The 26021-nt window shown below is 72.5% G+C and carries 26 protein-coding genes; 22 read left to right on the top strand and 4 right to left on the bottom strand.

Annotated elements, in window-relative coordinates; genetic code table 11:
- The first annotated feature begins 37 nt into the window (after positions 1 to 37).
- The 7 genes from AC07DW_RS02660 to AC07DW_RS02630 all read left to right on the top strand — a co-directional run bounded on the left by AC07DW_RS02660 (position 38) and on the right by AC07DW_RS02630 (position 6718).
- Positions 38 to 1114 (top strand): nitronate monooxygenase, encoded by a 1077-nt coding sequence (locus AC07DW_RS02660; protein ID WP_478855796.1) that lies wholly within the window; start codon positions 38 to 40, stop codon positions 1112 to 1114.
- Complete coding sequence (locus AC07DW_RS02655) at positions 1111 to 1842, top strand: 16S rRNA (uracil(1498)-N(3))-methyltransferase (protein ID WP_478855795.1); 732 nt, start codon at positions 1111 to 1113, stop codon at positions 1840 to 1842. The genes AC07DW_RS02660 and AC07DW_RS02655 overlap by 4 nt, the downstream gene beginning before the upstream one ends.
- A gap of 123 nt (positions 1843 to 1965) precedes the next feature.
- The gene (locus tag AC07DW_RS02650; RefSeq protein WP_478855794.1) at positions 1966 to 3285 is read left to right on the top strand and encodes an ATP-binding protein; all 1320 of its coding nucleotides are present in this window, start codon (positions 1966 to 1968) and stop codon (positions 3283 to 3285) included.
- Positions 3282 to 4385 carry a tetratricopeptide repeat protein gene (locus tag AC07DW_RS02645; RefSeq protein ID WP_478855793.1) on the top strand — a complete coding sequence of 368 codons (1104 nt, stop codon included), beginning with the start codon at positions 3282 to 3284 and terminating at the stop codon, positions 4383 to 4385. The genes AC07DW_RS02650 and AC07DW_RS02645 overlap by 4 nt, the downstream gene beginning before the upstream one ends.
- 40 nt (positions 4386 to 4425) lie before the next feature.
- Complete coding sequence (locus AC07DW_RS02640; RefSeq protein ID WP_478855792.1) at positions 4426 to 4785, top strand: histidine triad nucleotide-binding protein; 360 nt, start codon at positions 4426 to 4428, stop codon at positions 4783 to 4785.
- Positions 4786 to 4795: 10 nt separating this feature from the next.
- The gene (locus AC07DW_RS02635; protein WP_478855791.1) at positions 4796 to 5701 is read left to right on the top strand and encodes a ribonuclease Z; all 906 of its coding nucleotides are present in this window, start codon (positions 4796 to 4798) and stop codon (positions 5699 to 5701) included.
- Positions 5702 to 5713: 12 nt separating this feature from the next.
- Positions 5714 to 6718 carry an adenosine deaminase gene (locus tag AC07DW_RS02630; protein WP_478855790.1) on the top strand — a complete coding sequence of 335 codons (1005 nt, stop codon included), beginning with the start codon at positions 5714 to 5716 and terminating at the stop codon, positions 6716 to 6718.
- Between the two features lie 31 nt (positions 6719 to 6749).
- On the opposite strand, the gene AC07DW_RS02625 is transcribed toward AC07DW_RS02630, so the two are convergent.
- On the bottom strand, positions 6750 to 8075 hold the full coding sequence (locus AC07DW_RS02625; RefSeq protein ID WP_478855789.1) for an MFS transporter: 1326 nt from the start codon (positions 8073 to 8075) through the stop codon (positions 6750 to 6752).
- Positions 8076 to 8331: 256 nt separating this feature from the next.
- Between AC07DW_RS02625 and AC07DW_RS02620 the strand changes: the two genes are divergently transcribed.
- From AC07DW_RS02620 to era, 9 genes are all read left to right on the top strand, one after another.
- On the top strand, positions 8332 to 9450 hold the full coding sequence (locus AC07DW_RS02620) for a PfkB family carbohydrate kinase (protein WP_478855788.1): 1119 nt from the start codon (positions 8332 to 8334) through the stop codon (positions 9448 to 9450).
- A 155-nt stretch (positions 9451 to 9605) separates the two neighbouring features.
- Positions 9606 to 10619, top strand: coding sequence for a PhoH family protein (locus AC07DW_RS02615; RefSeq protein WP_478855787.1), 1014 nt, complete (start codon positions 9606 to 9608; stop codon positions 10617 to 10619).
- A gap of 14 nt (positions 10620 to 10633) precedes the next feature.
- Positions 10634 to 11131, top strand: coding sequence for an rRNA maturation RNase YbeY (ybeY, locus tag AC07DW_RS02610; protein WP_478855786.1), 498 nt, complete (start codon positions 10634 to 10636; stop codon positions 11129 to 11131).
- On the top strand, positions 11128 to 12399 hold the full coding sequence (locus AC07DW_RS02605; protein WP_478855785.1) for a hemolysin family protein: 1272 nt from the start codon (positions 11128 to 11130) through the stop codon (positions 12397 to 12399). Before ybeY ends, AC07DW_RS02605 begins: the two co-directional genes overlap by 4 nt.
- The gene (locus AC07DW_RS02600; RefSeq protein ID WP_478855784.1) at positions 12396 to 12749 is read left to right on the top strand and encodes an MmcQ/YjbR family DNA-binding protein; all 354 of its coding nucleotides are present in this window, start codon (positions 12396 to 12398) and stop codon (positions 12747 to 12749) included. Before AC07DW_RS02605 ends, AC07DW_RS02600 begins: the two co-directional genes overlap by 4 nt.
- 156 nt (positions 12750 to 12905) lie before the next feature.
- A complete protein-coding gene (locus AC07DW_RS02595; protein ID WP_478855783.1) occupies positions 12906 to 13622 on the top strand; it encodes a hypothetical protein in 717 nt (238 codons plus the stop codon).
- Positions 13623 to 13649: 27 nt separating this feature from the next.
- Positions 13650 to 14003, top strand: coding sequence for a cytidine deaminase (locus AC07DW_RS02590; protein ID WP_478855782.1), 354 nt, complete (start codon positions 13650 to 13652; stop codon positions 14001 to 14003).
- Entirely contained in the window at positions 14003 to 14386 is a 384-nt protein-coding gene (locus AC07DW_RS02585; protein WP_478855781.1) for a hypothetical protein, read from the top strand. Before AC07DW_RS02590 ends, AC07DW_RS02585 begins: the two co-directional genes overlap by 1 nt.
- Positions 14387 to 14452: 66 nt before the next feature.
- A complete protein-coding gene (gene era / locus AC07DW_RS02580) occupies positions 14453 to 15403 on the top strand; it encodes a GTPase Era (protein WP_478855780.1) in 951 nt (316 codons plus the stop codon).
- Between the two features lie 22 nt (positions 15404 to 15425).
- Here the strand turns inward: era and AC07DW_RS02575 are convergent, their stop codons facing one another.
- Positions 15426 to 15692: a protealysin inhibitor emfourin gene (locus tag AC07DW_RS02575; RefSeq protein ID WP_478855779.1), complete on the bottom strand. Its 267-nt coding sequence runs from the start codon at positions 15690 to 15692 to the stop codon at positions 15426 to 15428.
- 9 nt (positions 15693 to 15701) lie between these two features.
- Positions 15702 to 16766, bottom strand: a complete 1065-nt coding sequence (locus AC07DW_RS02570; protein ID WP_478855778.1) for a M4 family metallopeptidase — start codon at positions 16764 to 16766, stop codon at positions 15702 to 15704.
- Positions 16767 to 17061: 295 nt separating this feature from the next.
- On the opposite strand from AC07DW_RS02570, the gene leuA reads away from it, so the two are divergent.
- From leuA to AC07DW_RS02550, 4 genes are all read left to right on the top strand, one after another.
- Positions 17062 to 18819, top strand: coding sequence for a 2-isopropylmalate synthase (leuA, locus tag AC07DW_RS02565; protein WP_478855777.1), 1758 nt, complete (start codon positions 17062 to 17064; stop codon positions 18817 to 18819).
- A 170-nt stretch (positions 18820 to 18989) separates the two neighbouring features.
- A complete protein-coding gene (locus tag AC07DW_RS02560) occupies positions 18990 to 19685 on the top strand; it encodes a TerB family tellurite resistance protein (protein WP_478855776.1) in 696 nt (231 codons plus the stop codon).
- 59 nt (positions 19686 to 19744) lie between these two features.
- Positions 19745 to 20734, top strand: a complete 990-nt coding sequence (locus AC07DW_RS02555) for an ornithine cyclodeaminase family protein (RefSeq protein WP_478855775.1) — start codon at positions 19745 to 19747, stop codon at positions 20732 to 20734.
- Positions 20735 to 20956: 222 nt separating this feature from the next.
- The gene (locus AC07DW_RS02550) at positions 20957 to 21793 is read left to right on the top strand and encodes a nitroreductase/quinone reductase family protein (RefSeq protein WP_478855774.1); all 837 of its coding nucleotides are present in this window, start codon (positions 20957 to 20959) and stop codon (positions 21791 to 21793) included.
- Between the two features lie 50 nt (positions 21794 to 21843).
- On the opposite strand, the gene AC07DW_RS02545 is transcribed toward AC07DW_RS02550, so the two are convergent.
- On the bottom strand, positions 21844 to 23208 hold the full coding sequence (locus AC07DW_RS02545; RefSeq protein ID WP_478855773.1) for an FAD-dependent oxidoreductase: 1365 nt from the start codon (positions 23206 to 23208) through the stop codon (positions 21844 to 21846).
- Between the two features lie 161 nt (positions 23209 to 23369).
- Here AC07DW_RS02545 and AC07DW_RS02540 point away from each other — a divergent pair, with 161 nt between their 5' ends.
- Together AC07DW_RS02540 and AC07DW_RS02535 are read left to right on the top strand one after the other, a co-directional pair.
- Complete coding sequence (locus tag AC07DW_RS02540; RefSeq protein WP_478855772.1) at positions 23370 to 24122, top strand: hypothetical protein; 753 nt, start codon at positions 23370 to 23372, stop codon at positions 24120 to 24122.
- Between the two features lie 297 nt (positions 24123 to 24419).
- Positions 24420 to 26021: a TROVE domain-containing protein gene (locus AC07DW_RS02535; RefSeq protein ID WP_478855771.1), complete on the top strand. Its 1602-nt coding sequence runs from the start codon at positions 24420 to 24422 to the stop codon at positions 26019 to 26021.

The following is a 26021-nucleotide window of genomic DNA, read 5'->3' as shown; positions in this document are numbered from 1 at the left end:
GTTCGGTGCGGGTGCGGGGGCGTGACACCATGCGTGCATGTCCTCCGCACTGACCGATCTCTGCCGGTACCCGATCGTGCAGGCGCCCATGGCGGGCGGCGCCTCCTGTCCGCAGCTCGCCGCGGCCGTGTCCGAGGCCGGCGGGCTGGGCTTTCTGGCCGCCGGGTACAAGACCGCCGACGGCATGTACCAGGAGATCAAGCAGGTCCGCGGGCTGACCTCGCGGCCCTTCGGCGTCAATCTGTTCATGCCGCAGCCCGGGCAGGCCGACCAGTCGGCCGTCGACGTCTACCGGCACCAGCTCGCCGGCGAGGCCACCTGGTACGAGACGCCGCTCGGCGACCCCGACGCGGGCCGCGACGACGGGTACGAGGCCAAGCTGGCCATCCTGCTGGACGACCCGGTCCCGATGGTGTCGTTCACCTTCGGGTGCCCAGCCCCCGAGACGGTCGCCGCGTTCGCCCGCGCCGGAACGGTCACCGTCGTGACGGTCACGTCGCCCGAGGAGGCCGAGGCCGCGCGGCGGGCGGGTGCCGACGCCGTGTGCGTCCAGGGAGTCGAGGCGGGCGGCCACCAGGGCACGCACCGCGACGACCCGGAGAGCGGCGGGTGCGGCACGGGCCTGCTGTCACTGATCGCGCTGGTGAAGGAGGCCGTGCCGCTGCCGATCGTCGCCGCGGGCGGCCTGATGCGCGGCAGCCAGATCGCCGCCGTCCTCGCGGCGGGCGCCGAGGCCGCGCAGCTCGGCACCGCGTTCCTGGTGTGCCCCGAGTCGGGCGCGCACGCCCTGCACAAGCAGGCCATGACCAACCCGCTGTTCGTCCGCACCGAGCTGACGCGGGCGTTCTCGGGGCGCCCGGCCCGGGGCCTGGTCAACCGGTTCATGCACGAGCACGGTCCGTACGCCCCGGCCGCGTACCCCGAGGTGCACCATCTGACGAGCGGGCTGCGCAAGGCCGCCGCCAAGGCGGGCGACCCGCAGGGCATGGCGCTGTGGGCGGGGCAGGGCCACCGGATGGCGCGCGAGCTGCCCGCCGGGCGGCTGGTGGAGGTCCTCGCCGCGGAGCTGGACGCCTCGGTGGCGTCCCTGGCGCTGCGGGGCGTGGCGTCATGACCGCCCCCGTCTTCCTGGTCGACCGCGTCTCCGGCGGGACGGTCGTCCTCGACGGGCCCGAGGGGCGGCACGCGGTGTCGGTGCGGCGGCTGCGGGTGGGCGAGGACGTCGTCCTGACGGACGGCGCCGGTTCCGGCGCGTACGGCACGGTCGCGGCCGTCGAGGGCAAGGACCGCCTGGAGGTGACGGTGGCCGAGGTCCGTACGGAGCCCGAGCCCTCGCCCCGCATCACCGTCGTCCAGGCCCTCCCCAAGGGCGACCGGGGCGAGCTGGCGGTGGAGACGATGACCGAGACGGGCGTGGACGCGATCGTGCCGTGGGCGGCGTCCCGCTGCATCACGCAGTGGAAGGGCGACCGCGGCCTGAAGGCGCTCGGCAAGTGGCGGGCCACCGCGCGCGAGGCGGGCAAGCAGTCGCGCAGGCTCCGTTTCCCCGACGTCGCGGACGCGGCGTCGACCAAGCAGGTCGCCCGGCTGCTCGCCGCGGCCGACTTCGCCGCCGTCCTCCACGAGGAGGGCGCCGAGCCGCTGGCCGGCGCCGAACTGCCCGCCACCGGCGACATCGTGCTCGTCGTCGGCCCCGAAGGGGGCGTGGCGCCCGACGAGTTGGCGGCCTTCGCCGAGGCGGGCGCGAAGCCCTACCGGCTCGGCCGCAGCGTGCTGCGCACCTCCACCGCCGGGACGGCCGCCACCGCGCTGCTGCTGGGGCGCACCGGCCGCTGGTCCTGAGAGGCCGCGGCCGGCGACCGGGGCGTCGCGCCGAACAGCGGCGCGGCCACGGTCACGTCGCACCGCCTTTCACAGGAGGGGCCCACCGGCCCGGTTGTCGTACCGGGTCCGTAGGGTGACGGCATGTCCGACGAGTCTCCCCTCATCCGCAGCCTGCGCGCCGCCGTCGCCGCCGCGCCCGACGACGTCCCCCTGCGGCTGCACCTCGCCGAACTCCTCCTCCAGGCGGGGCGCACCGACGAAGCCGTGACCGAGGCGGCCGTCGCCCTCCAGCACGCGCCCGGTGACGCGGACGCCCGCGCGCTGATGGGCCGCGCCATGGGCATGCCGCCCGCGCCCCCCGCCCCGGCGTCCCCCGACGCCCCGCCCGCGTCCCGGCTCCCGTACGCGCCCGCCCCCGAGCACTCCGGGCCCCCGGACCACCCCGGGCACCGCGAGGACTTCGACTGGGCCGCCGCCGAGCAGGAGGTCGGCGGCATCGTGCCGCCCCGGTTCGTGGACGGCACCGAGGCGCCCCTCACCGTCGACGGCCTCGGCGACGACCCGGACGGCGCCGACGCCTGGGACGTCGACGCGCCCGGCGCCGTACGGCTCGCGGACGTCGGCGGGATGCAGGAGGTCAAGGACCGCCTGGAGGCGGCGTTCCTGGCGCCCATGCGCAACCCCGAGCTGCGCAAGCTGTACGGCAAGAGCCTGCGCGGCGGTCTCCTGCTGTACGGGCCGCCCGGCTGCGGCAAGACGTTCATCGCCCGAGCGGTCGCCGGCGAGCTCGGCGCCGGCTTCCTGTCGATCTCGCTGAGCGACATCCTCGACATGTACATCGGCGCCTCCGAGAAGAACGTCCACGACATCTTCGAGACCGCCCGGGCCCAGGCCCCGTGCGTCGTCTTCCTCGACGAGCTGGACGCGCTCGGCGCCAAGCGCAGCCGCAGCCACCACAGCGGGCTGCGCAACGTCGTCAACCAGTTGCTGACCGAACTGGACGGCATCGCCGCCGACAGCAACGACGGCGTGTTCGTCCTGGCCGCCACCAACGTCCCCTGGGACGTGGACATCGCGCTGCGCCGCCCCGGCCGCCTCGACCGCACGCTGCTCGTCCTGCCGCCGGACGCCACCGCACGCGAGGCGATCCTCCGCTACCACCTGCGCGACCGGCCCATCGAGGCCGTGGACCTGGGCAAGCTCGTCAAGGCCACGGAGGACTTCTCCGGCGCCGACCTCGCCCACGTCTGCGAGAGCGCCGCCGAGACCGCGCTGCTCGACTCGGCCCGCACCGGCACCGTGCGGATGATCAACACCCGGGACCTGATGGGCGCGGCCAAGCAGATCCGGCCGTCCACCGACCCCTGGTTCGCCGCCGCGCGCAACGTGGCGACGTTCGCCAACGACGGCGGCATGTACGACGACCTCCTGGCGTACCTGAAGAGGAAGCGCAAACTGTGACCACCCCGCCGTCGCAGACGCTGGACCGGGCCGAGGCGCTGTACGACCTGGAGCGCTACGAACAGGCCGCGGCCCTCACCGCCCAGCACCTCGCCCAGCACCCGGACGACGCCCCGGCGCTCTCCCTGCTCGCCCGCTGCCGCCGCCACCTCGGCGACCGCGCGGAGGCGCTGCGCCTCGCCGACGAGGCGCTGCGCGCCGACCCCGAGCTGCCGTCGGCGTGGTTCCTGCGCGCCGACCTGCTGGCCCACGGCCCGGCCGGCGGCCCGCAGTGGGCGGCGGCGGAGGACTCCGCCCGGCGCGGCCTCGCCCTCGTACCGCACCACTGGAGCGGGTACCACGTGCTCGGCACCATCCTGGTCCGCTCGGAGAACCCGGCGCGGAGCCGCGAGGCGTACGCGCTGGCCCTGCGCTCCGTCGAGCTGGGCCCCGAGGAGGACGCCACCCACTTCCTCCTCGGCCTGGTCGCGTACCGGCTCAACGACTACGCCACCGCCGAGAGGGCCTACGAGAACGCGCTGCGCCTCAACCCGGAGAGCAGCGAGGCGCACAACAACCTGTCCCTGCTGCACCTGCGCCGCCGCTGGTACCGGCGCGGCGCGTGGACCAGGGCGGCCGAGGGGTTCGTCGACTCGGCGGCGCTCGACCTGGAGGACCGCGAGGCCCGCTTCAACCTGGAGACCATGGCCTGGGGCACCGCCGCGGGCGCGCGCTGGGTGGCGCTCGCCGGGTTCATGGCCGCGAGCATCGGCTCGGCCCAGCTGCGGGCCGGTGCCACGGGGACGGGCGCGGTGGTGGCCGAGGTCATCGGGATCGCCGTGTTCCTGGCGCTGTGGGGCGGCTGGGCGCTGTGGATGCTGCGGCGCGTCCCGCCCCGGCTCAGACGCCCCCTGCTGCTGATCTCCCGCACCTGCCCCCCGGTGCTGTGGATGGCCGGCGCCGTGGCCGTGCTGGGTCTGGAGTCGGCGGTCACCCTGGCGCTGCCCACGGTCGGCGCGGGGGTCGTCGCCGTGCTGGGCGGACCGCTGTTCTGGGGCGTGGTCATCACGTACTGGGTCAGCAGGTCCGCCCTCAAGAGACGCGCGCCCGGCCGCCGATAGAGTGCCCCCGTACGCAGACGGTGACGGAAAGGACCAGGACATGGCCGGAGAGGCGCAGAGCGACTGCCTGTTCTGCAAGATCGTGGCGGGGGAGGTCCCGGCCACCATCGTGCGCGAGTCGGAGACGACCGTCGCCTTCCGCGACATCAACCCGCAGGCACCCACGCACGTCCTGGTCATCCCCAAGGCGCACTACCCCGACGCCGCGTCCCTCGCCGAAGGGGCGCCGGAGATCGCCGCGGACGTGCTGCGCGAGGCCGGGCAGGTCGCCGCGGAGGAGAAGGTCGACGGCGTCGGCTACCGCGTCGTCTTCAACACCGGCTCCGGTGCCGGGCAGACCGTCTGGCACGCGCACGCCCACGTGCTCGGCGGTCGCGGCCTGAACTGGCCTCCCGGATAGTCACGGGGCCATGTCCGTACGGGAATTCGTCGTGCTGGGCACCGCGAGCCAGGTGCCCACCCGACACCGCAACCACAACGGCTACCTCCTGCGCTGGGACGGCGAGGGCATCCTCTTCGACCCGGGCGAGGGCACCCAGCGCCAGATGCTGCGCGCCGGGGTCGCCGCGCACGACATCGACCGCATCTGCGTCACCCACTTCCACGGGGACCACTCCCTGGGCCTCGCCGGGGTGATCCAGCGCATCAACCTCGACCAGGTGCCGCACCCGGTCACCGCGCACTACCCGGCGAGCGGGCAGCGCTTCTTCGACCGGCTGCGGTACGCGACGGCCTACCGCGAGACGGTGCAGCTCGCCGAGGCGCCGGTCGCCGCCGACGGCGTGCTCGCCGCGACCCCCGCGTACACCCTGGAGGCCCGACGCCTCTCGCACCCGGTCGAGTCGTTCGGCTACCGGCTGACCGAGCCCGACGGCGTGCGCATGCTTCCCGAGAGGCTCGCGGCGCACGGCATCAAGGGTCCGGACGTGGGCCGTCTCCAGCGCGAGGGCGCGCTGGGCGCGGTGCGGCTGGAGGACGTCAGCGAGGTCCGGCGCGGCCAGCGGTTCGCCTTCGTCATGGACACCCGGCTGTGCGACGGTGTCCATGTGCTCGCCGACGGCTGCGACATGCTGGTCATCGAGTCGACGTTCCTCGACGAGGACGCCGTGCTCGCCGAGGACCACGGCCACCTGACGGCCGGGCAGGCGGCGGCGGTGGCCCGCGAGGCGGGCGTACGCCACCTCGTCCTCACCCACTTCTCACAGCGCTACGGCGACCCCGACGTCTTCGCACAGCAGGCGCGGGCGGCGGGCTTCGACGGCGAGCTGACCGTCGCCCACGACCTCGTCCGTGTCCCCCTCCCCAAACGCCAGTAAGGCTTACGCTCCATGCACCTCCCCGAAGCACTCCCCAAAGCCGAACTCCACCTGCACATCGAGGGCACCCTCGAACCCGAGCTCGCCTTCGCGCTCGCCGCGCGCAACGGGGTCGAGCTGCCGTACGCCGACACCGACGAACTGCGCGAGGCGTACCTCTTCAGCGACCTCCAGTCCTTCCTGGACCTGTACTACGAGCTGATGGCCGTCCTGCACACCGCCGACGACTTCACGGAACTCGCCGACGCCTACCTGGCGCGGGCCGCGCGGCAGGGCGTACGGCACGCCGAGATCTTCTTCGACCCGCAGGCGCACACCGAGCGCGGAGTGCCCCTCGGCACGGTCGTCGAGGGGCTGGCGCGGGCGCTGGACCGCAGCGAGGAGCGGCACGGCGTCTCCACACAGCTGATCATGTGCTTCCTGCGCGACCGGTCGGCCGAGTCGGCCATGGAGACGCTCCGGGCGGCGGAGCCGTACCTGCGCCACATCGTGGGCGTCGGCCTGGACTCCGCCGAGGTGGGGCACCCGCCGTCCAAGTTCGCCGAGGTGTACGCGGCGGCCGAGGCGCTCGGCCTGCGGAAGGTCGCCCACGCGGGCGAGGAGGGCCCGCCGGCGTACATCCGCGAGGCCTTGGACGTCCTGGGCGTCGAGCGGATCGACCACGGGCTGCGCGCCATGGAGGACGGCGAGCTGGTGGAGCGGCTGGTGCGGGAGCGGGTGCCGCTCACCCTGTGCCCGCTGTCGAACGTCCGGCTGCGCGCAGTCGACGTCCTGGAGGACCACCCGCTGGCGTCGATGATGGCGGCGGGGCTGCTGGTGACGGTGAACTCCGACGACCCGGCGTACTTCGGCGGGTACGTCGGCGACACCTTCCACGCCGTGCACGAGGCGCTGGGCATCGGGCAGGAGCAACTGCGGGAGCTGGCCCGCAACTCGTTCCTCGCGTCGTTCCTGGACCACGACGAGGACCGCAGGGCGCGGTACCTCGCCGAGGTCGAGGCGTACGAGTTCGACTAGGCGATCCGGCAGGCCCAGGCCGGGCGCGCGGCTACCGGGGCCCCGAAGGGCCGGCCTGGCGGTAGGCGCGGCGGCGCACCAGGAGGGGCACCACGGAGCGGACGGGGAACTCGGTGACCGGCTGCTCCCGCGCGCCGACCTGCGGGGCGGCGAGCCCGGCCGCCGCGCCCGTGGTGCCCGCGACGACCGCCGCGGGGGCACCGCCGCGGCGCCGGACCGCACCCGGCACCAGCGGGCGGCCCGAGGTGTGCAGCGCCACGGCGGTCAGCGGGACGGCGAGCAGCAGCAGGAGGCCGCCCAGCACCAGGCCCATGCCGGGGTAGCCCGCCCGCTCCGACAGCACGCTGCCGGCGACCGGGCCGCAGGCCACGCCCAGCGAGGACGCCGAGCCGGCGAGGACCGCCCAGCGTCCGCGCGGGTCCAGGGAGGCGGCCAGGCCGATCAGGTACGACAGGACGACCGGGTAGCAGGCGTTCCAGAGGATCTCACCGGCCGCGAACGACGCCAGGCCCTCCGCGGCGGAGCTCACGCCGATGCAGCCGGCGATCACCACCGTGCCGGCGCCGATCGGCACCGCCCGCCCGAGCCGGGCGCCGAGCGCGCCGGCCGCCGTGACGCCCAGCAGCCCGGCGCCGAGCGCCACCGCGAACACCACGCCGACCGTCACCTCGCTCAGACCCGCCTGGGTGAGGCCGATCCGCCCGCTGACGCCCCACAGGGCGTTCTGCGCCATCGACCAGCACATCATCGCGCCCGCCAGCACCAGGCCGGCCCGCGGCCGGGGCAGCGGCGCCCCCACCTCGCGGGCCGCGCCCGTGTCGTGGCCGCTCTCCAGCCGCCGTGTGGCCGGCCACACGGCGGCGGCGACGAGCGCGAGCGCGGCGAACGGCAGCGCGTGGCCCCCGCCCAGGTGCGGGAGCGTCAGGTACAGGGCGCCGGCCGTGGCGGACACCGACAGCAGGCCCAGTGTGGAGGCGCGGTGCGGATCGGGCCGCCCGGCGATGCCGGCCGCGGCGACCGCCGTCGCCGTTCCGGAGCCGAAGCCCCCGGCCACCGCGCCCGCCACGACGAGGGGGACGGCGGAGGTGAGGGCGGCGCACCCGTAGCCCGTGAGGGCCAGCAGCAGTCCCGCGCGGGCCAGCCGGCGCGGGCCGTACCGGTCCACGCGCGACGCGAGCGTGAAGCCGGCGGCGGCGGAACCGAGGAGCAGCCCGGAGCCGACCAGACCGGCCTGGGCCGGGGTCAGGCCGAGTCCGGCGGAGAGACGGCCGACGACGGTCGGCAGCAGGTACGCGGCGAGGTAACCGGCCGTGAAAAGGGCGACGAGCGGCCACGGGGCGCGCGGGCGCGAGGGCATGGGCGTTCCCGAACAGAAAGAGAGGGGAGAGGGGTGGAGCGCCCGGTGTCGTACGGGAACGTGCACGGGAACGCGGGCCAATTTGTATCAAGCGGGCCGACCGCACGAGAAGGCGGAAACATGTGATCCGCGACACAAAGCGTTTGCCGGTCTCGCGCGCGGGTAAAGCAGCCCGTTTCGCTCGCGTCGACGCCCGTCGTTCACGGCGATTATCGGGCACACTGTCCTGATCCGTACCGCGACCGGGGAGCCCGCCGTGACCACATCCCGAGGAGAACAGCAGCAACGGCAACACACGGCCGGCATCGACCCCTTGGACGCGCTGCGCACCCCCGCCGACCCGGAGTGCGACGTCTTCCTCACCGGCACCGTCTTCCTCGACATCATCTTCACCGGGCTCGACAGCGCCCCCGTGCGCGGCACCGAGACCTGGGCGCGCGGGATGGGCTCCAGCCCCGGCGGGGTGGCCAACATGGCCACCGCCCTCGCCCGGCTCGGGTTGCGCACCTCTCTGGCAGCCGCCTTCGGTGACGACCACTACGGCGAGTACTGCTGGGACGCCCTGGAGCAGGGCGAGGGCATCGACCTGTCCCGGTCGCGCACCGTGCCCGGCTGGCACTCCCCGGTCACCGTCTCCATGGCCTACGAGGGGGAACGCACCATGGTGTCGCACGGCCACGAGGCCCCGCCGCCGGAGGGTTCCCTGCCCGCCTCACCGCCACGCGCGCGTGCCGCCGTCGCCTCCCTCGCGCCCGGCCGCCCCGAGGAGTGGGTCGCCGACGCGGCCCGGCGGTCCACCCGGATCTTCGCCGACACCGGCTGGGACGACACCGGGCGCTGGGACCTGGCCGCCCTCCCGGACCTGGACCACTGCGAGGCGTTCCTGCCCAACGCCGAGGAGGCGATGCGCTACACCCGCGCCTCCTGCCCGCGTGCCGCCGCCCGCGCGCTCGCCGACAAGGTGCCGCTCGCCGTCGTCACCCTCGGCTCCGAGGGCGCGTACGCCGTCGACGGCGCGACGGGCGAGACCGCCGAGGTCCCGGCCATCGAGGTCGCCGCCCTCGACCCGACCGGTGCCGGGGACGTCTTCGTCGCCGGGTTCGTCACCGGCACCCTCGCCGGGTGGCCGCTCGCCGACCGGCTCGCCTTCGCCGGGCTGACCGCCGCCCTGTCGGTGCAGGAGTTCGGCGGGTCCCTGTCCGCGCCGGGGTGGGTGGAGGTCGCCGCCTGGTGGAACTACGTCCGGGGCTGCTCCGGCCAGGACCCGGAGGGCCTGCGCCGGTACGCGTTCCTGGAGTCGCTGCTGCCGGCCCCGATCAGGCCGTGGCCGCTGCGGCGGGCCGTGCCCACCATCGGCTTCGGCCGGTCGGCGTAGAGCGGCGCGGACCGGGTACGGACAGCGTTGTCCGCGACCGGCGCGGTGAAAAGCCTTCGGGGTTGTCAGCGCCACGACGTACGCTGGATGTCCAGAGGTTGTCGAGCAGCGAGAACCCTGCAGCGGGAGGTATGTGCAGGCCTGAGTGCCGGCCCATGACGCAGACACCCACAGCCCAGACCCAGCAGGCGCGAGCCCACTTCACCGTCCCTGCCAAACACCCGATGGTGACCGTGCTCGGCTCGGGCGACGCTCTGCTGCGCGTAATCGAAGAGGCGTTCCCGGCCGCCGACATCCATGTCCGGGGCAATGAGGTCAGCGCGGCCGGACCGGCGGGCGAAGTCGCTCTGATCCAGCGCCTGTTCGACGAGATGATGCTGGTGCTCCGCACCGGACAGCCGATGACGGAGGACGCGGTGGAACGCTCGATCGCCATGCTCAGGGCGAGCGAGAACGGCACGGCGGAGCCGGGGCAGGAGAGCCCCGCCGAAGTGCTCACCCAGAACATCCTCTCCAGCCGCGGCCGCACCATCCGTCCCAAGACGCTCAACCAGAAGCGGTACGTCGACGCCATCGACAAGCACACGGTCGTGTTCGGCATCGGCCCCGCCGGCACCGGCAAGACCTACCTGGCGATGGCCAAGGCGGTCCAGGCCCTGCAGTCCAAGCAGGTCACGCGGATCATCCTGACCCGGCCGGCCGTCGAGGCGGGCGAGCGGCTCGGTTTCCTGCCCGGCACGCTCTACGAGAAGATCGATCCCTACCTGCGGCCGCTCTACGACGCGCTGCACGACATGCTCGACCCCGACTCGATCCCGCGCCTGATGGCCGCGGGCACGATCGAGGTCGCGCCGCTGGCCTACATGCGCGGCCGGACGCTCAACGACGCGTTCATCATCCTCGACGAGGCCCAGAACACGAACCCCGAGCAGATGAAGATGTTCCTCACCCGGCTCGGGTTCGACTCCAAGATCGTCATCACCGGTGACATCACCCAGGTCGACCTGCCGGGCGGCACCAAGAGCGGCCTCCGCCAGGTCCGGGAGATCCTGGAGGGGGTCGAGGACGTCCACTTCTCGGCGCTCACGTCGCAGGACGTCGTACGGCACAAGCTCGTCGGCCGTATCGTCGACGCGTACGAGAAGTACGACAACCAAAACGGGAAGTAGAGCGCACGAGCACCATGTCGATCGACGTCAACAACGAGTCCGGTACCGAGGTCGACGAGCAGGCGATCCTCGACGTCGCCCGGTACGCGCTCACGCGGATGCGTATCCACCCCCTCTCCGAGCTCTCGGTGATCGTGGTGGACGCGGAGGCGATGGAGCAGCTGCACATCCAGTGGATGGACCTGCCGGGCCCCACGGACGTCATGTCCTTCCCCATGGACGAGCTGCGTCCGCCGAGCAAGGACGACGAGGAGCCCCCGCAGGGGCTCCTCGGTGACATCGTGCTCTGTCCGGAGGTCGCCGCCAAGCAGGCGGAGGACGCCCCGACGCGGCACTCCATGGACGAGGAGCTCCAGCTCCTCACCGTCCACGGAGTGCTGCACCTGCTCGGGTACGACCACGAGGAGCCGGACGAGAAGGCCGAGATGTTCGGGCTCCAGGCGGCGATCGTCGACGGCTGGCGGGCGGAGAAGGGCCTGACGGGTCCCTCCCCGGCGCCGACCGTCTCATGACCGCGCAGCTGATCCTCGGCGCGGTCGCCCTGGTCGTGGTCGCATGGCTCGCGGCGTGCGCGGAAGCGGGCCTGGCCCGCGTCTCCGGCTTCCGCGCCGCCGAGGCCGTACGCGTCGGGCGACGGGGCGCCGCCAAGCTGGTCCAGGTGGCCTCCGACCTCACCCGCTACCTGAACCTGGCGCTGCTGGTCCGGGTGGCCTGCGAGATGGCGGCCGGCGTGATGGTCACGTACGTCTGCCTGAACGAGTTCGACGAGACGTGGTCGGCCCTGCTGGTCGCGATGGGCGTCATGGTCCTCGTGTCGTACGTCGCCGTCGGCGTGTCGCCCCGCACCATCGGCCGCCAGCACCCGCTGAACACGGCGACCGCCGCAGCGTACGTCCTGCTGCCGCTGGCCCGCGTCATGGGCCCGGTCCCGCAACTGCTGATCCTCATCGGCAACGCGCTCACCCCCGGCAAGGGATTCCGCAAGGGCCCCTTCGCCTCCGAGGCCGAACTGCGCGCCATGGTCGACCTCGCCGAGCAGGAGTCCCTCATCGAGGACGACGAGCGGCGCATGGTCCACTCCGTCTTCGAGCTCGGCGACACGCTCGTGCGCGAGGTGATGGTCCCGCGCACCGACCTGGTCTCCATCGAGCGGTACAAGACCATCCGTCAGGCCCTGACGCTGGCGCTGCGCTCCGGCTTCTCCCGCATCCCGGTGACCGGGGACAACGAGGACGACATCGTCGGCATCGTCTACCTGAAGGACCTCGTCCGGAAGACCCACATCAACCGCGACTCCGAGTCCGACCTGGTCTCCACGGCGATGCGGGCGGCGGCGTTCGTGCCCGACACGAAGAACGCCGGCGACCTGCTGCGGGAGATGCAGCAGGAGCGCAACCACTGCGCCGTCGTCATCGACGAGTACGGCGGCACGGCCGGCATCGTCACCATCGAGGACATCCTGGAGGAGATCGTCGGTGAGATCACCGACGAGTACGACCGGGAACTGCCGCCGGTGGAGGAGCTGGGCGAGGGCCGCTTCCGGGTGACCGCCCGGCTCGACATCGGCGACCTGGGCGAGTTGTTCGGCCTGGACGAGTACGACGACGAGGACGTCGAGACCGTCGGCGGACTGCTCGCCAAGGCCCTCGGCCGGGTCCCCATCGCCGGCGCGTCGGCGGTCGTCGACCTGCCGGACGGCCGGGCCCTGCGCCTGACGGCCGAGTCCCCGGCGGGCCGCCGCAACAAGATCGTCACCGTGGTCGCGGAGCCGGTGGCATGACCCCCGGCCGGCTGCGGGCGTTCTGCCTCGCGTTCAACGGCGCGGTGGAGGACTTCCCGTTCGGCCCGGAGACGTCCGTCTTCAAGGTGGAGGGCAAGATGTTCGCCCTGTCCGCCCTGGACGCCCGGCCGCTCACCGTCAACCTCAAGTGCGACCCCGAGAACGCGCTCCGGTTGCGCGCCGAGCACCCGGCGATCGTGCCCGGCTGGCACATGAACAAGCGCCACTGGAACACGGTCACGGTCTCCGGCCTCCCCGAACGGCTGGTGCGCGAGCTCGTCGAGGACTCCTACGACCTCGTCGTCGCGGGCCTGCCCAAGGCCACCCGCCTCCGCCTGGACCGTCCGTAGTTCCGGGGCGGCGGGGCACGCGCCCGCGAACACGGTGAGGACACTTCCGTGGCCGTCCTGTGATCTCCCTGTGTATATCCTCGGCGCGGCCGATCATGGCGGGGAGGGGGAACCACAGCTCCCCAGACATCCACTTCCAGGGGAGACACAACCCTCATGCGTACTCGCATACGTCGCGGCGTCGCCGTCGCGCTCACCGTTTCCGCGCTCACCTTCACCGCCGCGTGCGGTGGCTCGTCCGACAAGGGCGGCGACGGCGCGGCCAAGGACAAGGGCGCCGACAAGCCGGCCGACAAGCCGGCGGCCGCCGCGCCGCTGACCGCCGCGCAGATGAAGGCGGGTGTCCTCACGGTCGCCGACCTTCCCAAGGGCTGGACCGCCAGCAAGAACCCCGCCGACGACAGCGCCTACAAGGCGGACAAGCCCGAGTGCCAGCCGATCGCGACGCTGTTGCAGAACAAGGTCGCCGGCGCCACCATCGGCGCGAACGAGGACTTCGCCGGTGGCAGCGGCGCGAACCAGCTCTCCCACCAGATCATGAGCTTCCCTGGCACGGGTGCCGCGGACTTCGTGTCGCCCATCGGCCCCGCGCTGGACAAGTGCACCGGCTTCAAGGTGACCATGGAGGGCGTGCCCGCCGAGCTCAAGGTGGAGAAGCTGACCGCCCCCAAGGCCGGCGAGGAGTCCCACGGTGTGCGCGTCAGCATGGACCTCGGCGGTGCGATGGAGTTCGCCCTCCACGTGGTAGTGGCCCGTCAGGGCACGGGCGTGTCCCGGCTGGTGTACATCCCCGGCACGCCCGCCGCCGCCAAGGAGCTCGACGCCCTCGCCAAGCTCGCGGGCGACAAGTTCGTCAAGGCCGCCCAGAGCTGACCCTGATCGCGGGCATATCCTCGGGGCATGACGGAGACCACCGACCTCGGCCCCGAGGACCGCAAGATCATCACGCTGGCGCGCAGCGCCCGTGCCCGCAACGGTGTGCCCGAGGGCGCGGCGGTGCGGGACGAGACCGGGCGCACGTACGTCGCCGGGACCGTCGCCCTGGAGTCGCTGCGCCTCAGCGCGCTCCAGACGGCGGTGGCGATGGCCGTGGCCAGCGGCGCCACGTCCCTGGAGGCCGCGGCCGTCGTCACCGACGCCGACGCCGCCTCGGAGGCGGACCGCGCCGCCGTACGCGACCTGGGCGGCCCCGGCACCCCCGTGCTCGTGGCCGGGCCGGACGGCGAGCTGCGCGCCACGGTCAGCGCCGGCTGATGGCGCGTACGGGGGAGGCCCGGGCGTCGACCCACGCCCGGCTCGTTCTGGGGGTGGGCGCCATCGGCCTCGCCATCAACGTCGCCGACTGGTTCGTCGAGGGCGACCCGCAGCCGTACCACGCGTTCCCGCTGCTGCTGGTGCTGTGGGGGGCGGCCGACCTGATGCAGCGGACCCGGCCGGACGTGGCGCGGGGCGTGCGGGGCGCGGCCGGGGTGCTGGTGGTCGCGATCGGCCTCGCCGTCGGCGTACCGGCGGCCGCCGCACTCGTGCGGGGCGAGCCGGTCGACTGGCTGGACCTGGTCGTGGGGGTCGTCGTCGCCCTCTACGCAGCCTCGGCCGCGGCCGGCTGGGCGGCCCGGCGACGGGCCCCGATGGCCTGACGCGGGACCTCGCGAAGGACATCACGGAGGGGCTGCGGTACGTGGCCGGTGCCCGCATCGGGGAGAATGGCCGACATGAGCGCTCGTAACCCAGAAACCGAAGCCGCCCACCGGGCCGGTTTCGCCTGCTTCGTCGGCCGCCCCAACGCGGGCAAGTCCACCCTCACGAACGCTCTGGTCGGCCAGAAGGTGGCGATCACCTCCAACCGGCCGCAGACGACCCGGCACACCGTGCGCGGCATCGTGCACCGTCCGGAAGCGCAGCTGATCCTGGTCGACACCCCCGGCCTGCACAAGCCGCGCACCCTGCTCGGCGAGCGGCTCAACGACGTCGTGCGCACCACGTGGGCCGAGGTCGACGTGATCGGTTTCTGCCTGCCCGCCAACGAGAAGCTCGGCCCCGGCGACCGGTACATCGCCAAGGAACTGGCGGAGATCAAGAAGACCCCGAAGGTCGCGATCGTCACCAAGACCGACCTGGTGGACTCCAAGACCCTCGCCGAGCAGCTCATCGCGATCGACCAGCTCGGCAGGGAGCTGGGCATGGAGTGGCAGGAGATCATCCCGGTCTCCGCGGTCGGCGACAAGCAGGTCCGGCTCGTGGCCGACCTGCTGATCCCGCTGCTGCCCGAGAGCCCGCCGCTCTACCCGGAGGGCGACCTCACGGACGAGCCGGAGCAGGTCATGGTCGCCGAGCTGATCCGCGAGGCCGCGCTGGAAGGCGTACGGGACGAGCTGCCGCACTCGATCGCCGTGGTCGTCGAGGAGATGATCCCGCGCGAGAACCGCCCGGCGGACAAGCCGCTGCTGGACATCCACGCCAACGTCTACATCGAGCGCCCCAGCCAGAAGGGCATCATCATCGGCCCCAAGGGCCAGCGCCTGAAGGAGGTCGGCACCAAGTCGCGCAAGCACATCGAGGCGCTGCTCGGTACGCCGGTCTTCCTCGACCTGCACGTGAAGGTCGCCAAGGACTGGCAGCGCGACCCCAAGCAGCTGCGCAAGCTGGGCTTCTAGCCCGAGCCCGGCCCGGGAGGGCTCACGCGCCCTCCCGGAGCACCCGGGCGACCAGCTCCCGCTGGTCCTCGGTCAGCCCGGGGTCGGCGCAGTACACGGTCCGCCCGTCCACCGTGATCTCGTAGCCGAACCCGTCCGGCACGCCCGCCGGCCGTTCCCCCCGCCCGTCCTTCAGTGCCGCCTCGGCCAGGGCGTGCCAGTCGCGGGCGTCGAGCAGCCCCGAGGTGTCCACCTCGGCCCGCCGCTCGATGCCCGCGAACCCGCCCGTACGGATGACCCGAATACGCATGGGCCCTGTCTACTCCGTCGGCAGCCCCACCGTCGACCAGGCCTTCACCACCGCGTCGACCTCCGCGCCGCCCGCGCCGAACCGCTCACGGGCCGCGGCCACCGTCAGCCGGGAGAAGTCGGCGAACTCCGCGTCCACCCCCAGCCGGCCACCGGTCAGCACGTCGTACCAGACCCGCCCCGCCCGCTCCCAGGCATTGCCGCCCAGCTCCTTGGCGAACAGGTAGAAGGCGTGGTTCGGGATGCCCGAGTTGATGTGCACGCCCCCGTTGTCGGCGCCGGTGCGCACGTAGTCCTCCATCTTCGCGGGCTGCGGGTCCTTGCCGAGGACGTCGTCGTCGTACGCCGTTCCCGGGGCCTTCATCGAGCGCAGCGCCACGCCTTGGACCCCGGGCGCCAGCAGTCCGGCGCCGATCAGCCAGTCGGCCTGCTCGACGGTCTGGCCGAGGGCCTTCTGCTTGACCAGGGAGCCGAAGACGTCCGACATCGACTCGTTGAGCGCTCCGGGCTGGGCGAAGTACGCCAGGTTCGCGGTGTACTGCGTGACCCCGTGCGCCAGCTCGTGGCCGATGACCTCCACCGCGAGGGTGAAGTCGAGGAAGATCCTGCCGTCGCCGTCGCCGAAGACCATCCGGTCGCCGTTCCAGAAGGCGTTGTTGTACTCCCGGTCGTAGTGGACGGTCGCGTCCAGCGGCAGTCCCGACCCGTTGATCGAGTCGCGTCCGTAGGCGTCGCGGAACAGCTCGTAGGTGGCGCCGAGACCGGCGTACGCGCGGTTGACGGTCGCGTCCCCGGTCGGGCTCCCGCCCTCGGCGCGCACCTTCTTCCCCGGCAGGGCGGTCCTGCGCCCGGCGTCATGGATCGTGCGTCTGGGCCTGCCGGGGTCCGCGTCCGCGTCCGGGGGCACGGGGGCTGCGCCGGCGACCGTGGTCAGCCGGCGGGCGGTGCGGTTAGCGGCGTCGGTGACCAGGGTGCGGCGGGCGGCCGCGGCGACGACGGGGTCCGAGGAGCGGGACAGGCGGTCGAGGAGGTGCGGCGGGACGATCGTGCAGAAGCTGGGAGCGCTGGCAGTCATGCTCCGCAATGTGGCAGCGTGTGACCGTCCTGTCACTCGCCGCGACGACGATTCGTGAAAAAGAGTGACAGGTCACTGTTGGAGGGTTGGAGCGCCGAATCCCGCATACTGAAACGGCACCTCCACTCGCCGTGCCGCTCGGCTAGGCTTCCTCGCATCATGCGTTTCGGGCTGCTTCTTCTTAGCTGCCGCGGCGAGGGCCTGTAGTCGTAGGCCGACCCCCTCCCCGCGGAGTCTGGTGCTGCTTCGACCCAGTCGGCCGTCCCTGTGAAGGACAACCGAGGAGCCCTACGCAATGTCCCAGCCCGTCGGCCGCCCCACGCCGATCACCAACGCGACCCACACCCAGCAGCCGTCCGGGATGCCGATCCACAAGTACGGCCGGTACGAGGCCGTCGACATCCCCGACCGCACCTGGCCGGACAAGCGCATCACCAAGGCGCCGCGCTGGCTGTCCACCGACCTGCGGGACGGCAACCAGGCGCTGATCGACCCGATGAGTCCCGCGCGCAAGCGGGAGATGTTCGACCTGCTGGTCCGCATGGGCTACAAGGAGATCGAAGTCGGCTTCCCGTCGTCCGGTGAGACCGACTTCGCCTTCGTGCGCTCCATCATCGAAGAGGGCGCGATCCCCGAGGACGTGACGATCTCGGTCCTGACGCAGGCGCGTGAGGAGCTGATCGAGCGCACGGTGGAGTCGCTGCGCGGCGCCCACCGCGCCACGGTGCATCTGTACAACGCCACGGCCCCCGTCTTCCGCCGGGTGGTGTTCCGCGGCTCCAAGGAGCAGGTCAGGCAGATCGCGGTGGACGGCACCCGTCTGGTGATGGAGTACGCCGACAAGATCCTGGGTGACGAGACGGTCTTCGGCTACCAGTACAGCCCGGAGATCTTCACCGACACGGAGCTGGATTTCGCGCTGGAGGTCTGCGAGGGCGTGATGGACGTCTGGCAGCCCGAGGAGGGCCGCGAAATCATCCTGAACCTGCCGGCCACGGTGGAGCGGTCGACGCCCTCCACGCACGCGGACCGGTTCGAGTGGATGTCGCGCAACCTGTCCCGCCGCGAGTTCGTCTGCCTGTCGGCCCATCCGCACAACGACCGGGGTACGGCGGTGGCGGCGGCCGAGCTGGCGGTCATGGCGGGTGCCGACCGTATCGAGGGCTGTCTGTTCGGGCAGGGTGAGCGCACCGGCAACGTGGACCTGGTCACGCTGGGCATGAACCTGTTCTCGCAGGGCGTCGACCCGCAGATCGACTTCTCGCAGATCGACGAGATCCGCCGGACGTCCGAGTACTGCAACCAGATGGAGGTCCACCCGCGCCACCCGTACGCGGGCGACCTGGTCTACACCGCCTTCTCCGGCTCCCACCAGGACGCCATCAAGAAGGGCTTCGACGCGATGGAGGCCGTCGCCGCCGAGCAGGGGAAGACGGTCGACGACATCGAGTGGGCCGTGCCGTACCTGCCGATCGACCCCAAGGACGTCGGCCGGTCCTACGAGGCGGTCATCCGCGTCAACTCCCAGTCCGGCAAGGGCGGTATCGCGTACGTCCTGAAGAACGACCACAAGCTGGACCTGCCGCGTCGTATGCAGATCGAGTTCTCGCGGATCATCCAGGCGAAGACCGACGCCGAGGGCGGCGAGGTGACGCCCGCGGCGATCTGGTCGGTCTTCCAGGACGAGTACCTGCCCAACCCGGACAATCCGTGGGGCCGTATCCAGCTGCGTTCCGGTCAGACCACGACCGACAAGGACGGCACGGACACGCTGACCGTCGAGGCGGTCGTCGACGGCGTGGAGACGGCCCTGACCGGTTCCGGCAACGGTCCGATCTCGGCGTTCTTCGCCGCGCTGCAAGCCATCGGCATCGACGTGCGACTGCTGGACTACCAGGAGCACACGATGAGCGAGGGCGCGTCCGCGCAGGCCGCCTCGTACATCGAATGCGCCATCGACGGCAAGGTCCTGTGGGGCATCGGCATCGACGCCAACACCACTCGCGCCTCGCTGAAGGCCGTCATCTCCGCGGTGAACCGCGCCGCACGCTGATCCCGCGGCGATGAACCCCGCCCCGTCCGGAGATCCCCCGGAGGATTTCCGGAGGGCGGGGTTCAGCCATGTCGGTGGCGATCTCACGCCGGAGTGCTGACGCGGCATCACGGATGTGGCTAACATCACGCCAACGCGGCAAGGTGGCCGAGGCGTTTCGGAGGTGCGACGTGCTGCCAGCACGAGGATCACGCGAGCGAAGAGTGCGCATCTGCACCATCTCCACCTCGTGGAACACCGTCGGCGACGGCCAGTTCTTCTGCCCCGGCTGTGGCGGGGACCGCAACTACCGCCGCCGCACCGGCCGTCGGCGCCTGACCCTCCTCGGTGTGCCGCTGCTGCCGCGCGGCCTCGCCGGGCCGGTCGTCGAATGCGCTTCCTGCCACGGCCACTTCGGCACCGACGCACTGGACCACCCCACCACCGCCCGCTTCTCCGCGATGCTCCGCGACGCCGTCCACACCGTCGCCCTCGCCGTCCTCGCCGCCGGCGGCGTCTCCTCGCGCCCGGTGCTCCGTACCGCCGTCTCCGCCGTCCGCGCCGCCGGGTACGAGGACTGCACCGCCGACAGCCTCACCGCGCTCATCGAGGCCCTGGAGGCCGACACCGGCCGCTTCGTCGCCGACACCGGCACCCCGTGCGGCGCGGCCCTCGCGATCGAGCTCCACGAGGCACTGGAGCCGCTCACCCCGCACCTCGCACCCGCCGGCCGGGAGTCGATCCTGCTCCAAGGCGCCCGGATCGCCCTCGCCGACGGCGCGTACACCACCGCCGAGCAGGACGTCCTCATCACCGTGGGTGCCGCCCTGCACCTCCCCGCCGACGAGACGGCCCGCCTGATGGAGACGGCACAGGCACCGTTCTAGGGGGAGCCTCCGGGCGTGTCGCCCCGGCGGCCACCGGGACCGTGACGGACGCTGGGCGGATGCTGGTACTGGGACGCTCACAGGTCGAGGCCCTGCTCGACATGGACGCGCTGATCGACGGGCTCGGCCCCGCGATGGTGGACCTCAGCGAGGGCCGGGCCTCCGTGCCCGACCGGGTCGCCGCCTTGGTGCCCGAAAGGGACGGGTTCCTCGCGGCCATGCCGGGCTTCGTGCCGTCCGCCGGGGTGCTCGTCACCAAACTGGTCACCCACTTCCCGCACAACGCCGGGACGCCGCTGCCCACCCACCAGGCGCTCATCGCCGTGTTCGACCCCGAGACCGGCGCCCCCCGGGCGCTGCTCGACGGGACCGCCATCACCGCCGCACGCACCGCCGCCGCCTCCGCCCTGTCGGCGCGGCTCCTCGCCCGCGACGACGCCACCGTCCTCGCCGTCCTCGGCACCGGCGTCCAGGCCCGGGCGCACGCCCACGCCATGTGCCGGGTACGGTCCGTCCAGCGCATCCGGGTGGCCGGACGCGACACGGTCAGGGCGGGTGTGCTGGCCGAGGAACTGAGGGCCGCCCTGGGCGTCGAGGCGGTCGCGGTGCCCACCTACGCCGAGGCGCTCGACGGCGCCGACCTCGTGGCCGCCGCCACCCACTCCGTCGACCCGGTCGTACGGCGTGCCTGGCTGACGCCCGGCGCGCACATCGCCTCCGTCGGCTTCACGCGTGGCGGGCGGGAGGTCGACGACGCCACGGTGGCCGACGCCCTGGTGTGCGTGGAGTCCCGGCGGGCCGCCCTGGCGCCCTACCCCGCCGGCAGCAGCGACTTGCTGTTCCCCATCCGCGACGGGGTGATCACCGCCGACCACATCCACGCCGAGCTGGGCGAACTGCTCAACGGCAGCCGGCCGGGCCGCCGGTCGCCCGACCAGATCACCCTCTACAAGTCCGTCGGCGTGGCCGTCCAGGACGCGGCGGCCGCCGCACTGGTCATCGCGGCCGCGCGCGAACGGGGGATCGGCGAGGAGATCCGGCTGGGGTGATGGTGAGGGTGATGGTCGTGGCCGGAAATCTCCGTTGCACGGCGTCCCGCGTCATCGGTACGTTGACGCCGTGACTGCCGGGTCGGCCATGGGCCACACACGAGTAGGGCACCCGGCCTCGGCGTGACGCCGGGGCGGGCCAGAGCCCCGCCTTCCTCTGTTTTCTCTCCACGCGCGTGCGCGCGCACAGCAGTCCCCCACCCCGGAGCAGAAAGCAGAGAATTGCCCAACGATTTCAATCAGCCGGTCATCGAGGAATTCCGCGCCAACCACGGCCGTGTGGGCGGATGGTTCGAGGGAGCCCGGCTCGTCCTGCTGACCACCACCGGCGCCCGGTCCGGCAAGCCCCACACCACGCCCGTCGGCTACTACCCCGACGGCGACGGCCGCATCCTCGTCATCGCCTCGGCCGCCGGCGCCCCCAAGCACCCGGCCTGGTACCACAACATGCTGGCCAACCCCCGGGTGACGGTCGAAAGCGGCGTCTTCACGTACCAGGCGGACGCCACCGTCCTGAAGGGCGAGGAACGCGACCGCGCCTTCGCCCGCGCGGTCGAGGCCGACTCCGGGTGGGCCGACTACCAGGCGAAGACCAGCCGCGTCATCCCCGTGGTCGCCCTCACCGAGGTGCCCGGCCCGCCCCACATCAACGCGAAGTCCATGGGCGAGGCCATCAAGGTCGTCCACGACATGTTCCGGCGCGAACTCGGGCTCATCCGCAAGGAGATCGCCGAGTCCGGGACCGCCACCGGCCTCGGCACGCAGCTGCGCGTCAACTGCCTCACCGTCTGCCAGGGACTGCACCACCACCACACCGGGGAGGACACGATGCTCTTCCCGATGCTCGCCGACCGCCACCCCGCACTGGCCCCGGTGGTGGACCGGCTCCGGCAGGAGCACGAGGTGATCGCCGCCCTGCTCGCCGACCTGAAGAAAGTCGTGACCGCCGACACGGCCGACCCCGGCCACGTGCTGCGCGAAGTGGAACGCCTCACGGACGAGCTGGAGGCCCACCTCGTGTACGAGGAGGAGCACCTCGTCCCGCTGCTGGACACGTGACGGCGGCGGGCCGCCCCCGCGGGATCCCGGGGGCGGCCCGCCGCGTCGGCTCACTGCCCGGCGCTCGCCCGCAGCATGCCCTCACGCTCGACGATCTTGACGCGCTCGCGGCCCTCGGCCTCACCCAGCGCCCGCTCGGCGGCGTCCAGGCGGTACCAGCCCTCCCACGTCGTGTACTCCACGCCCTTGTCCCGCAGGAACGCGTCGACCGCGCCCTCCTCGGGGGCGGCCGGCGTCAGCAGCCGGCCCTCGCGGTGGTCCTCCAGCAGGTTGGCGACCGTCTCGTTGGCGTCACCCTTGGTGTGGCCGATGAGCCCGACCGGACCGCGCCGGATCCAGCCCGTGACGTACGTCGACGCCATGTGCGCGCCGCCCTCGATCACCCGGCCGCCCTCGTCCGGCACGGTGCCGCTCGCCAGGTCGAAGGGCAGCTTCGGCAGTTCGTCGGAGAGGTAGCCCACCGCGCGGTACACGGCCTGCACGTCCCAGGTCGTGAACGCGCCCGTGCCCTTCACATTGCCCGTGCCGTCCAGCTCGGTCCGCTCGGTGCGCAGCCCGACGACCCTGCCGTCCTCGCCGACGACCTCGGCGGGCGACTCGAAGAAGTGCAGGAACAGCTTGTGCGGCCGGGTCCCGACGTCGCGGATCGCCCAATTCTCCAGGGTCTTCGCGACCATGTCGACCTGCTTGTTGGAGCGCCGCGACTCGATGGACCCGGCGTCGTAGTCGATGTCCTCGGGGTTGACGATGACCTCGATGTTCGGCGAGTGGTCCAGCTCGCGCAGCTCCATCGGGCTGAACTTCGCCTGCGCCGGGCCACGCCGCCCGAAGACGTGGATCTCCAGCGCCTTGTTCGCCTTCAGGCCCTCGTAGACGTTCGGCGGTATCTCCGTCGGCAGCAGCTCGTCGGCCGTCTTGGCGAGGATGCGCGCCACGTCCAGCGCCACGTTGCCCACGCCCAGCACGGCGACCTTCTCGGCCTCCAGCGGCCAGGTGCGCGGCACGTCCGGGTGGCCGTCGTACCAGGACACGAAGTCGGCGGCGCCGTACGACCCGTCCAGGTCGATCCCCGGGATGTCCAGCGCCCGGTCCGCCGTCGCGCCGGTGGAGAAGATCACCGCGTCGTAGAACGCCCGCAGGTCGTCCAGGGCGATGTCGGTGCCGTAGTCCACGTTGCCGAACAGCCGGACCTGCGGCTTGTCGAGCACCTGGTGCAGCGCCGTGATGATGCCCTTGATGCGCGGGTGGTCGGGGGCCACGCCGTACCGGATCAGGCCGAACGGCGCCGGCATCCGCTCGAAGAGGTCGATCGACACACCCGGGTCGGCGGCGGCCTCGGACTTCAGCAGCGCGTCGGCGGCGTAGATTCCGGCGGGGCCGGCACCGACGATCGCGACCCGCAGGGGGCGGGGCATGACGAATTCCCTTCGAGCGAGGAGTGAGCGGTCACGTGAGTGCTCATACGCACCCTAAGTAAGGCTCGCCTCACCTCGGTACCCGCCCCCCGCCTATGACCTCATAAGCCGGGCTTATGGCATCTCTCGCCTCCATGCCTGAACCGCGCCACGCTGGAAGCATGAACGGATCAGCCGGCTGGGGCGCCAGGCTGATGAACAGCTCGATCACCGGGATGTCCCCGTGGATCGCCTTCACGCTGCTGCTCGGCCCCGGCCGTTACGAACTCGCCGCCTGGCTGGCCCTGGCGGTCGCGGTCCTCCTGGTGCTGGTGCGCCACCGCCCGGTGTTCCTGGAGGTGGCGGGGCTCGTCTTCTTCGCGGTCCTCACCGTCGTCGGCATGGTCGCCCCGCCGGAGACGCTGCGGTGGCTGGAGACGTACGCCAACGAGGTCTCCGCCCTGGCGGTCGTCGCGCTGGCGGTGCTCTCCGTCGCGGCGAGGGTGCCGCTGACCACCCCGTACGCCCGCAGGAAGGTCCCCCGCGCGTTCTGGCACACCCCGGGCTTCCTGCGGGCCAACGTGGTCGTCACCCATGCCTGGTCCCTCGCCTTCCTGGCGGTCGCCCTGGCCGGCGGCGTCGGCGACCTGGTGCTGCACGACCCCGACAACCTGTGGACGGCCTGGCTGATCCCGGTCTCGGCGCTGATCACCGCGATGCGCTTCACCGAGTGGTACCCGGCCGTCCCCAGACCGCCGGTGCGGAGCCTGCTGATGCCGTTCGTCGGCCTGCTCATTCCCATGGGCGTGCTCGTCCTGGTCTACGACGCCGCGCCCCGTTGGTTCGCGGTCGGGCTCATCGTCGTCGGCGTCATCCTGGCGCGGGCCTTGCGGAAGGAGGTCGTCGTGGCCAGGCAGGAAGGGCGTGAGCCCTAGCCGGTTGTGGAAGCCCTTCCATGACCCGTCGACGGTGTCGGCGCGAACGGGCCCGCGTTAATCGTTGGTGTATGGCCCGGCGGCCCTTGTAGGTTGGCATCGCGACCGCGCCTGACGATGCGCTCGGCTGCGGCTACTTCCTTCTGACAACCAAGTGACGCCGCCGCCCCCTTTGATCTCGGCAGGCGCGGGCGTGTTCGCCCCGTCGGTCCTTTCGGCCGGGGCCCTCCAGTCCCTTGAATCCGGGGGGATTCGCTGCCTCGTTACGCCCCACGCGTCTCCAAGATCTGGCCCGAAATGCTCGTGGCCCTTCACGTCTCGGCGGCCGCCCGCTCTCTGCCCCCACCACGGCTCCACCGCGGTCCCGCCGGGCCGGATGTCCGCACCTACGCGGGCGGCCCGGCCTTCGTCCGGAAGCCCCGCGAGGAGCTCTTCCTCCTCGCGGTCGGCAACTTCGTCACCCAGCGGACCTTTTACGAGAGCGGCCAGGAGCGGGACGACCGGTACGCCCGTCTCGTCGGTGAACTCGCCGTCGAGGACCCGGTGTGGACGGCCGGCTTGCTGCGGTGGCTTCGCGGCGAGGGCAACATGCGCACGGCGTCCCTGGTGGGCGCCGCGGCGTACGTACGGGCCCGGCTCCAGGCCGGGGCGACCGGAGGCCCGTCCAACCGGTCAGTGATCGACTCGGTGCTCCAGCGCGCCGACGAGCCCGGCGAGCTGCTCGCCCACTGGATCTCGGTGTACGGGCGGAACGTGCCGCAGCCCGTGAAGCGGGGCATCGCCGACGGCGTACGCAGGCTGTACACGTCCCGGTCGCTGCTCAAGTACGACACCGCGTCCAAGTGGTTCCGCTTCGGGGACGTGCTCAACCTGGTGCACGCCTCGCCCGACCCGGACAAGCCCTGGCAGGGCACGCTCTTCCGGTATGCACTGGACCGCCGCCACCACCCGGAGCAGGCCGTTCCGCCCGCCTCCGACCACCTCCTGACCGCGCACCGGGCGCTGATGCAGTCGCCTGCGGAGGAGCGTCGGGCGGTGGTGACCGGGCCGGGCGGCTCCGAGCGGCTGGCCGCGGCGGGCATGACGTGGGAGGCCCTGGCGGGCTGGCTCCACGGACCGATGGACGCCGCCGTCTGGGAAGCGGTGATCCCCACGATGGGCCCGATGGCCCTCCTGCGGAACCTGCGGAACTTCGACGAGGCGGGGGTCTCGGACGACGTCGCGGCCCGGGTCGCCGCACGGATCTCGGACGCCTCCGAGGTCGCCCGGTCCCGGCAGTTCCCCTTCCGCTACCTGGCCGCCCACCGGCACGCGCCGTCCCAGCGCTGGGCGGCCGCGCTGGAACGGGCACTGGGCCATTCCCTGGCCAACGTCCCGCCCCTGCCCGGGCGGACGCTGATCCTGGTGGACCGGTCCGACTCCATGTTCTGGGACACCGTCTCCGAGCGGTCCACGCTGACCCGGGCGGACGCGGCGGCCGTGTTCGGCGCCGCGCTGGCCATGCGGGCCGAGCAGGCGGATCTGGTGGAGTTCGGCTGGGGCAGCGCAGCGGTGCCGTTCGAGCGCGGCGAGCCGGTGCTCAAGGTGCTGGAACGGTTCCGCAGCCTCGGAGGTACCTACACGGCGAAGGCGGTGCGGAAGCATTACCGACAGCACGACCGGGTCCTGATCGTCACCGACGAGCAGGCCGCCCCCTACGACCCGGGCGGGCCGGCCGAACCGGTCCCGGCCCACATCCCGGTCTACACGTGGAACCTGGCGGGGTACCGACCCGCCCACGGCCCCACGGGCCGCCACCGGCACACCTTCGGCGGCCTCACGGACGCCGCGTTCCGCATGGTCGGCCTCATCGAGGCCGGCCGCGAGGCCGCTTGGCCGTGGACCGCCGGTGAGGCCTGA

It is taken from the genome of Streptomyces sp. NPDC045701 (genome assembly GCF_056432045.1).
Note: the sequence above shows the minus strand (reverse complement) of the source record. Positions and strands in the feature narration are given on the sequence as shown.